This window comes from Pseudomonas sp. 22072, from assembly GCF_052046095.1.
In the GTDB taxonomy this organism is placed as follows: Bacteria; Pseudomonadota; Gammaproteobacteria; order Pseudomonadales; family Pseudomonadaceae; genus Aquipseudomonas; species Aquipseudomonas paracarnis.
Genome location: NZ_JBQEQE010000056.1, coordinates 1 through 7,625 on the forward strand (window position 1 = coordinate 1; position 7,625 = coordinate 7,625).

The following is a 7,625-nucleotide window of genomic DNA, read 5'->3' on the forward strand; positions in this document are numbered from 1 at the left end:
TGCCGGTTTAGCCGCCCCGCGCCATGGATGGCGCGTGGCGGCGGCCCCCCAAATCACTGGCGAATTACGGGCACACCGAGTCCAAGCGAGGTGCCGAGTGGTGGGGCAAGAGCCTTTTTGGTTACTTTTGGCTGGGCCGGCATTCCGGGCTCTTTTCCAAAAGTGACCCGCTGTAAAAGCGGAACCCTAAGTGGCCGTTACCGCAGAAATGGATATGTACACAGATAACAGCTTCGGCTGTCAGACCGCCATCGCAGGCAAGCCAGCTCCCACAGTTGGATCGTCGGGTGTCAGGTAGATAGGTGTCGGCTTTCAGACCGTCATCGCAGGCAAGCCAACTCCCACCTTTGTACTACCTGCATTCAGATAGAACTTCTGCACCCAGCCCCGCCTCATAACTAACAAGCCCACCGCCCCGGCACCCCCATGGATCTTGTCATCGCCCGCCCCGAAGGCCTCTACTGCCCTGCCGGTGATTTTTATATCGACCCCTGGCGTCCAGTGGAACGTGCGGTCATCACCCACGCCCACGGCGACCACGCCCGCACCGGCCATCAACACTACCTGGCCGCCGCCCCCGGCGAAGGTATCCTGCGCTGGCGCCTGGGCCAGGACATCAACCTGCAAACCCTGGCCTACGGTGAACGGTTGGTGCATCACGGCGTGACCTTGAGTTTCCATCCCGCCGGACATGTACTGGGCTCGGCCCAGGTACGCCTGGAATACCAGGGCGAAGTCTGGGTGGCGTCCGGCGACTACAAGGTCGAACCCGATGGTACCTGCGCGCCCTTCGAACCGGTGCGTTGCCACACCTTTATCACCGAATCCACCTTCGGCCTGCCGATTTACCGCTGGCAGCCCCAGGCGCAGATTTTTGCCGGGATCAATGACTGGTGGCAGGCCAATATCGCCAGCGGCAAAGCCAGCGTGTTGTTCTGCTACTCCTTCGGCAAGGCCCAACGCATCCTCCATGGGCTGGACGCCAGCATCGGCCCGATCCTCAGCCACGGCGCGGTCGAACCGTTGAACCGGGTGTACCGCGAAGCGGGCATCTACATCCCCGAGACGCTGTATGCCGGCGACTTCAAAAAGACCGACCCACTGCTGCGCCAAGCCCTGATCATCGCCCCGCCCTCCGCTGGAGGCAGTACCTGGATGCGTCGCTTTGGCGACTACAGCGACGCCTTCGCCAGTGGCTGGATGCGCCTGCGCGGTACCAGACGGCGGCGCGGCGTGGACCGTGGCTTCGTGCTCTCGGACCACGCTGACTGGCCGGGCCTGTTATGGGCCATCGAACAAACCGGGGCACAACGGGTGATGGTCACCCATGGTTCGGTCGGTGTGTTGGTACGCCACCTGCGGGAGAAGGGCTTGGATGCCCAAGGCTTCAGCACCGAATACGGCGATGACGAAGAAGAGGCCACGGCATGAAAGCCTTCGCTGAGCTGTACGCCAACCTCGACGCCACCACTTCCAGCAATGCCAAGCTCGCCGCCCTGCAGGCCTACTTTCTGCAGGCGCCGCCAGCAGATGCCGCTTGGGCCGTTTACTTTCTTAGCGGCGGGAGGCCACGACAGCTGGTGCCGACGCGCCTGCTACGGGACATGGCCACCGAAGCGGCCGGCATCGAACCCTGGCTGTTCGAAGAGAGCTACCAGTCCGTAGGTGACTTGGCCGAGACGATCTCACTGCTCCTGCCAGAATCCACCTACACATCCGAAGACGGCCTGGCCGTGTGGCTGGAAGAAAAACTGCTGCCCCTGCGCGGTCTGCCACCCTTGGACCTTGCAGACCGGCTGCCGGCGCTGTGGGCGCAACTGGACCAACCGAGCCTGATGGTGTGCATCAAATTGATCACCGGCAGCTTCCGGGTCGGGGTATCCAAACTGCTGGTGACCCGCGCCCTCGCCGCCATGGCCGATCTCGACAGCAAACGCGTGGCGCAGCGGCTAGTGGGCTACACCGATTTGTCGAACCGTCCCACAGCCGAAGGCTATCTAAAGCTGATTGCCGCCGAATCGTCCGACGAACACGCGCAACGTGGCGGGCAACCCTATCCGTTTTTTCTGGCTCACGGGCTGGCGCAACCGGTGGAGCAATTCGACACGCTGCTCGGTTCACCCGCCGATTGGCAGGTGGAATGGAAGTTTGATGGCATTCGCGCACAACTGGTCAAGCGCGAGGGACGCCTGTGGGTCTGGTCTCGCGGTGAAGAGTTGCTGACTGAACGCTTCCCCGAACTCCATAGCCTGGTCAGTGGCCTGCCCGACGGTACGGTGATCGATGGCGAAATCGTGGTGTGGAAAGACTCGGTGCAACCCTTCGCGCTGCTGCAACAGCGCATTGGCCGCAAGACCCTGAGTAAAAAAGTCCTTGAGGATGCGCCAGTGGCGGTGCTCGCCTACGACTTGCTGGAGTATCAGGGCGACGACTGGCGCAACCACATCCAGGCCGAACGTCGCACCCAATTGGAACAGGTGATCGCTACGTGCAACCAACCGGTGTTATTGCCTTCGCCCTTGCTGGAAGGCAAAACCTGGGCAGCCTTGGCCGAGCAGCGCGAAGCCTCTCGCAGCCTGGGCGTGGAAGGCATGATGCTCAAGGATCGCAACGGCCTCTACGGCGTGGGCCGCACCAAGGACATGGGCCTGTGGTGGAAATGGAAGGTCGACCCCTTCAGCGTCGACGCCGTGTTGATCTACGCCCAGCGCGGCCATGGCCGGCGCGCCAGCCTCTACAGCGACTACACCTTCGCGGTATGGGACGGCCCACCGGGAAGCGAGCGCACACTGGTGCCGTTCGCCAAGGCGTATTCCGGGCTGACCGACGAGGAAATGCGCAAGGTCGACGCCATTGTGCGCAAAACCACGGTGGAGAAGTTCGGCCCGGTCAGCAGCGTGACGCCCAGCATGGTGTTTGAGTTGGGTTTTGAAGGGATTGCCCTGTCCAAGCGGCACAAGAGCGGGATTGCGGTGCGGTTTCCGCGGATGCTGCGCTGGCGCCAGGACAAGGCGGTGGATGAAGCGGACAACCTGGCCACGCTACAAGACTTGCTGACTTGACATAGCACCCTGTGGGAGCGGGCTTGCTCGCGAATGCGGTGGTTTAANTCAGTGACTGACACAACGCATTCGCGAGCAAGCCCGCTCCCACATGCCTGGTCTACCTTTGACCCGAAATAGTGCGCTCATTTGCTGACGCCCATTTTTGGGCGCCGCCTACACTTGGAACTGCCTTATCCCATCGTTTAAAAGCCCATCCGGAACTATGGTGCAGAAATTGCTACTTGTGATGGGTCTGACACCGTTCAGTAACAGTCCTAATCGCGCCACAAGCGCTTATCTTGGTTTCCAGGGATTACATAATGAAAAAAGCATTGCTGACCCTTTCTGCACTGGCTCTGTGCATGGCTGCTGGTGTTGCTACAGCCAAGGAATACAAGGAACTGCGTTTTGGTGTCGACCCTTCCTACGCACCGTTCGAATCCAAGGCCGCCGACGGCAGCCTGGTAGGCTTCGATATCGACCTGGGCAATGCGATCTGCGCGGAGCTGAAGGTCAAGTGCAAGTGGGTCGAAAGTGACTTCGACGGCATGATCCCGGGCCTGAAAGCCAATAAGTTCGATGGCGTGATTTCGTCGATGACCGTGACCCCAGTGCGCGAGAAGGCCATCGACTTCTCCTCTGAGCTGTTCTCCGGCCCGACTTCGCTGGTGTTCAAGAAAGGCGCTGGCTATTCGACGCCAGAATCTCTCAAGGGCAAATCCGTGGGTTACGAGCAAGGCACCATCCAGGAAGCCTACGCCAAGGCCGTACTGGATAAAGCCGGGGTGACCACCAAGGCTTACGCCAACCAGGACCAGGTGTACGCCGACCTGACCTCCGGGCGCCTTGACGCTTCCGTGCAGGACATGCTCCAAGCCGAACTGGGCTTTCTCAAGTCGCCAGCCGGTGCTGGCTATGAAGTGAGCGCAGCTATCGACGACCCACTGCTGCCGTCGAAAACCGCTATCGGTATCAAAAAAGGTAACACTGAACTCAAGGCGCTTTTGGATAAAGGTATCAAAGCGTTACACGATGATGGCACCTACGCCACTATCCAGAAGAAACACTTTGGCGATCTGAACCTGTACAGCGGCAAATAATGCCTGGGGCGCCCTACTTCGGGTGGGGCGCTTTTTTATCGCCATAGGTCCTGATTTATGTTCGAAGATCTGTTGCAAACCCTCGGGCTGAGCGCATTCAGCCTGAAGGGTTTCGGCCCGCTGTTGCTGCAAGGCACCTGGATGACCATCAAGTTGTCGGTGCTGTCCCTGGCCGTCAGCGTATTGCTGGGCCTGCTCGGCGCCAGCGCCAAACTGTCCAGCCTGGCCATTGTGCGTATCCCCGCCCAGCTCTATACCACTCTGATTCGCGGTGTGCCGGACCTGGTACTGATGCTGTTGATTTTCTACAGCCTGCAAACCTGGCTCAGTGGCTTTACCGACTTTATGGAATGGGAATACATCGAGATCGACCCGTTCAGCGCCGGGGTGATCACCCTGGGCTTTATCTACGGTGCGTATTTCACCGAAACCTTTCGCGGTGCGATCCTCGCCGTGCCCCGCGGCCAACTCGAAGCCGCCACCGCTTACGGGCTCAAGCGCGGGCAGCGGTTTCGCTACGTGACCTTCCCGCAGATGATGCGCTTTGCGCTGCCGGGCATCGGCAATAACTGGATGGTGATGCTCAAGGCCACCGCACTGGTGTCGATCATCGGCCTCGCAGACTTGGTAAAAGCCGCCCAGGACGCTGGCAAGAGCACCTATCAACTGTTTTATTTCCTGGTGCTGGCGGCGCTGATCTACCTGTTGATCACCAGCGCCTCCAACTTTGTCTTGCGCCGACTTGAACGTCGCTACTCCGCAGGCGCCCGGGAGGCAGTGCGATGATTGAGCTATTGCAGGAATACTGGCGCCCCTTTCTTTACAGCGACGGCCAGCACATCACCGGTCTGGCCATGACCTTGTGGCTGCTCAGCGCCTCACTGGTCATTGGTTTTCTGGTATCGATTCCACTGTCTATCGCCCGCGTTTCGCGCAAGCGCCTGGTGCGTTGGCCCGTGCAGTTCTACACCTACCTGTTTCGTGGTACGCCGCTCTATATCCAATTGCTGATCTGCTACACCGGCATCTACAGCCTTGCCGCCGTACGAGCACAACCGGTGCTGGATGCGTTCTTTCGCGACGCGATGAACTGCACCCTGCTCGCCTTCGCCCTCAACACTTGCGCCTACACCACGGAGATTTTCGCCGGGGCAATCCGCAGCATGGCCCACGGCGAAGTCGAGGCGGCCAAGGCTTATGGCCTAAGCGGCTGGAAGCTGTACGCCTACGTGATCATGCCTTCCGCGTTGCGACGCTCGTTGCCCTACTACAGCAACGAAGTGATCCTGATGCTGCACTCGACCACCGTGGCCTTTACCGCGACGATCCCGGATACCCTCAAAGTGGCGCGGGATGCCAACTCCGCCACCTTCATGACCTTCCAGTCATTCGGCATTGCCGCACTGATCTATCTGACGGTGACCTTTGCCCTGGTCGGCCTGTTTCGCCTGGCGGAACGCCGTTGGCTGGCCTTTCTCGGGCCGAGCCACTAAGGAGTTTGCATGCGCCACCAGCTACATGACCTGATCGCGCCGGTGCCCGGCACGGCGCGGCAGATCCACAGTTTTCACTTCGGCCCGCAGCAGCCCGAAGGGAAGGTGTACATTCAGTCCTCCCTGCATGCCGATGAATTGCCGGGCATGCTGGTGGCCTGGCACCTGAAGGCGCGCCTGGCAGAACTTGAAACGGCCGGGCGCTTGCGCAGCGAAATCGTGCTGGTGCCCGTCGCCAACCCGGTGGGCCTGGAACAGGTGTTGATGGACATCCCCTTGGGCCGCTACGAACTGGAAAGCGGGCAGAACTTCAATCGCCTGTTCGTCGATCTCAGCGAAGACGTCGGCAACCAGGTCGAAGACCTGCTGGGCGATGATCCCCAGCGCAATGCCCAATTGATCCGCAGCGCACTGTCGCACGCCCTGGCCGCGCACACCGCCCAGACCCAGTTGCACTCCCAACGCCTGGTGCTGCAACGCCTGGCCTGTGATGCCGACGTGGTGCTGGACCTGCATTGCGACTTCGAAGCCGTGGCGCACCTGTACACCACGCCCGAAGCCTGGCCACAGGTAGAACCGTTGGCGCGCTACCTGGGTTCGCAGGCCAACCTGTTGGCCACCGATTCCGGTGGGCAGTCTTTTGACGAATGTTTCACCCTGGTGTGGTGGCAATTGCAGCAACGCTTCGGCGAACGCTACCCGATCCCCATGGGCAGCTTGTCGGTGACCGTCGAGCTGCGTGGCCAGGGCGATGTCAACCACGGCCTCGCCGCGCTGGACTGCCAGGCCATCATTGATTATTTGATCCACTTCGGCGCCATTCGCGGCGATGCAGCCCCCTTGCCTGCCCTGGCCTACCCGGCTACGCCGTTGGCGGCGGTGGAGCCAGTGACCACTGCAGTGGGTGGCTTGCTCGTGTTCAGCGCCCTGCCGGGGGAATACCTGGATGCGGGGCAATTGGTCGCTGAAATCATCGATCCCATTACAGACCGCGTGACGCCTGTGCACTGCCAGCACGCCGGGCTGCTTTACGCCCGTTCGCTACGCCGCATGGCCACGGCCGGCATGGTGATCTGCCATGTCGCCGGCACACAGGCCTACCGCAGCGGTTATCTACTTTCGCCTTGAGGATGCATGCCACATGTACAAACTGACCGTTGAAGGCCTGCACAAAAGCTATGGCGACAATCAAGTGCTCAAAGGTGTGTCGCTCAAGGCCAAGACCGGTGATGTGATCAGCCTGATCGGCGCCAGTGGCTCAGGCAAGAGTACCTTCCTGCGCTGTATCAACTTTTTGGAAACCCCCAACGATGGCGCCATGACCCTGGACGGCCAGGCGATCCGCATGGTCAGCGACCGCCATGGCATGCGCGTGGCCGACGACGCCGAGTTGCAACGCTTGCGCACACGGCTGGCGATGGTGTTCCAGCACTTCAACTTGTGGAGCCACATGAGCGTGCTGGAAAACATCACCATGGCCCCGCGCCGCGTGCTGGGTTGCAGTAAAAAGGACGCCGAAGACCGTGCCCGCCGCTACCTGGACAAAGTCGGGCTGCCGGCGCGCGTGGCTGATCAATACCCGGCGTTCCTCTCCGGCGGCCAGCAGCAGCGTGTCGCCATCGCCCGCGCCCTGGCCATGGAGCCGGAGGTGATGCTGTTCGATGAACCCACGTCGGCGCTGGACCCGGAGTTGGTGGGCGAAGTTTTGAAGGTGATCCAGGGCCTGGCCGAGGAAGGCCGCACCATGATTATGGTGACCCACGAGATGAGCTTTGCGCGCAAGGTTTCAAGCCAGGTGCTGTTCCTGCACCAGGGCCTGGTGGAGGAGCAGGGCTTGCCGGAGGATGTGCTGGGCAATCCGAAAAGCGAGCGCCTGCAACAATTTTTGAGCGGCAACTTGAAGTAGGCGCGAGCTTGCTGTGGCGAGGGAGCTTGCTCCCGCTGGGGCGCGAAGCGGCCCCCGCTCTTTGCTCAAAAAGACTGGGACT

General features: G+C 60.9%; 7 protein-coding genes. All 7 read left to right on the forward strand.

Translation table 11 applies throughout. The annotated features are described in order from the left end of the window. Window positions 1–426 precede the first annotated feature (426 nt). The 7 genes from ACTJLA_RS26655 (at window position 427) to ACTJLA_RS26685 (ending at window position 7,543) form a co-directional block, all read left to right on the forward strand. Window positions 427–1,431, forward strand: a complete 1,005-nt coding sequence (locus ACTJLA_RS26655; protein ID WP_314549194.1) for a ligase-associated DNA damage response exonuclease — start codon at window positions 427–429, stop codon at window positions 1,429–1,431. Beyond that, window positions 1,428–3,062, forward strand: coding sequence for an ATP-dependent DNA ligase (locus tag ACTJLA_RS26660; RefSeq protein ID WP_054917886.1), 1,635 nt, complete (start codon window positions 1,428–1,430; stop codon window positions 3,060–3,062). Before ACTJLA_RS26655 ends, ACTJLA_RS26660 begins: the two co-directional genes overlap by 4 nt. Before the next feature lie 302 nt (window positions 3,063–3,364). After that, window positions 3,365–4,144 (forward strand): transporter substrate-binding domain-containing protein, encoded by a 780-nt coding sequence (locus tag ACTJLA_RS26665; RefSeq protein WP_014717255.1) that lies wholly within the window; start codon window positions 3,365–3,367, stop codon window positions 4,142–4,144. Window positions 4,145–4,201: 57 nt separating this feature from the next. Then, window positions 4,202–4,930, forward strand: coding sequence for an ABC transporter permease (locus ACTJLA_RS26670; protein ID WP_003189227.1), 729 nt, complete (start codon window positions 4,202–4,204; stop codon window positions 4,928–4,930). Next, complete coding sequence (locus ACTJLA_RS26675; RefSeq protein ID WP_314549187.1) at window positions 4,927–5,637, forward strand: ABC transporter permease; 711 nt, start codon at window positions 4,927–4,929, stop codon at window positions 5,635–5,637. Before ACTJLA_RS26670 ends, ACTJLA_RS26675 begins: the two co-directional genes overlap by 4 nt. A 9-nt stretch (window positions 5,638–5,646) precedes the next feature. Then, entirely contained in the window at window positions 5,647–6,765 is a 1,119-nt protein-coding gene (locus ACTJLA_RS26680; RefSeq protein ID WP_314549184.1) for a M14 family metallopeptidase, read from the forward strand. Window positions 6,766–6,778: 13 nt separating this feature from the next. Continuing rightward, on the forward strand, window positions 6,779–7,543 hold the full coding sequence (locus ACTJLA_RS26685) for an ABC transporter ATP-binding protein (RefSeq protein ID WP_034126849.1): 765 nt from the start codon (window positions 6,779–6,781) through the stop codon (window positions 7,541–7,543). Window positions 7,544–7,625 lie beyond the last annotated feature (82 nt).

Bases quoted from the DNA above. Each gene is read 5' to 3' on its own strand.
- ACTJLA_RS26675 (WP_314549187.1), top strand. From the start codon at position 4,927: ATGATTGAGCTATTGCAGGAATACTGGCGCCCCTTTCTTTACAGCGAC.
- ACTJLA_RS26660 (WP_054917886.1), top strand. From the start codon at position 1,428: ATGAAAGCCTTCGCTGAGCTGTACGCCAACCTCGACGCCACCACTTCC.
- ACTJLA_RS26685 (WP_034126849.1), top strand. From the start codon at position 6,779: ATGTACAAACTGACCGTTGAAGGCCTGCACAAAAGCTATGGCGACAAT.
- ACTJLA_RS26665 (WP_014717255.1), top strand. From the start codon at position 3,365: ATGAAAAAAGCATTGCTGACCCTTTCTGCACTGGCTCTGTGCATGGCT.
- ACTJLA_RS26655 (WP_314549194.1), top strand. From the start codon at position 427: ATGGATCTTGTCATCGCCCGCCCCGAAGGCCTCTACTGCCCTGCCGGT.
- ACTJLA_RS26680 (WP_314549184.1), top strand. From the start codon at position 5,647: ATGCGCCACCAGCTACATGACCTGATCGCGCCGGTGCCCGGCACGGCG.
- ACTJLA_RS26670 (WP_003189227.1), top strand. From the start codon at position 4,202: ATGTTCGAAGATCTGTTGCAAACCCTCGGGCTGAGCGCATTCAGCCTG.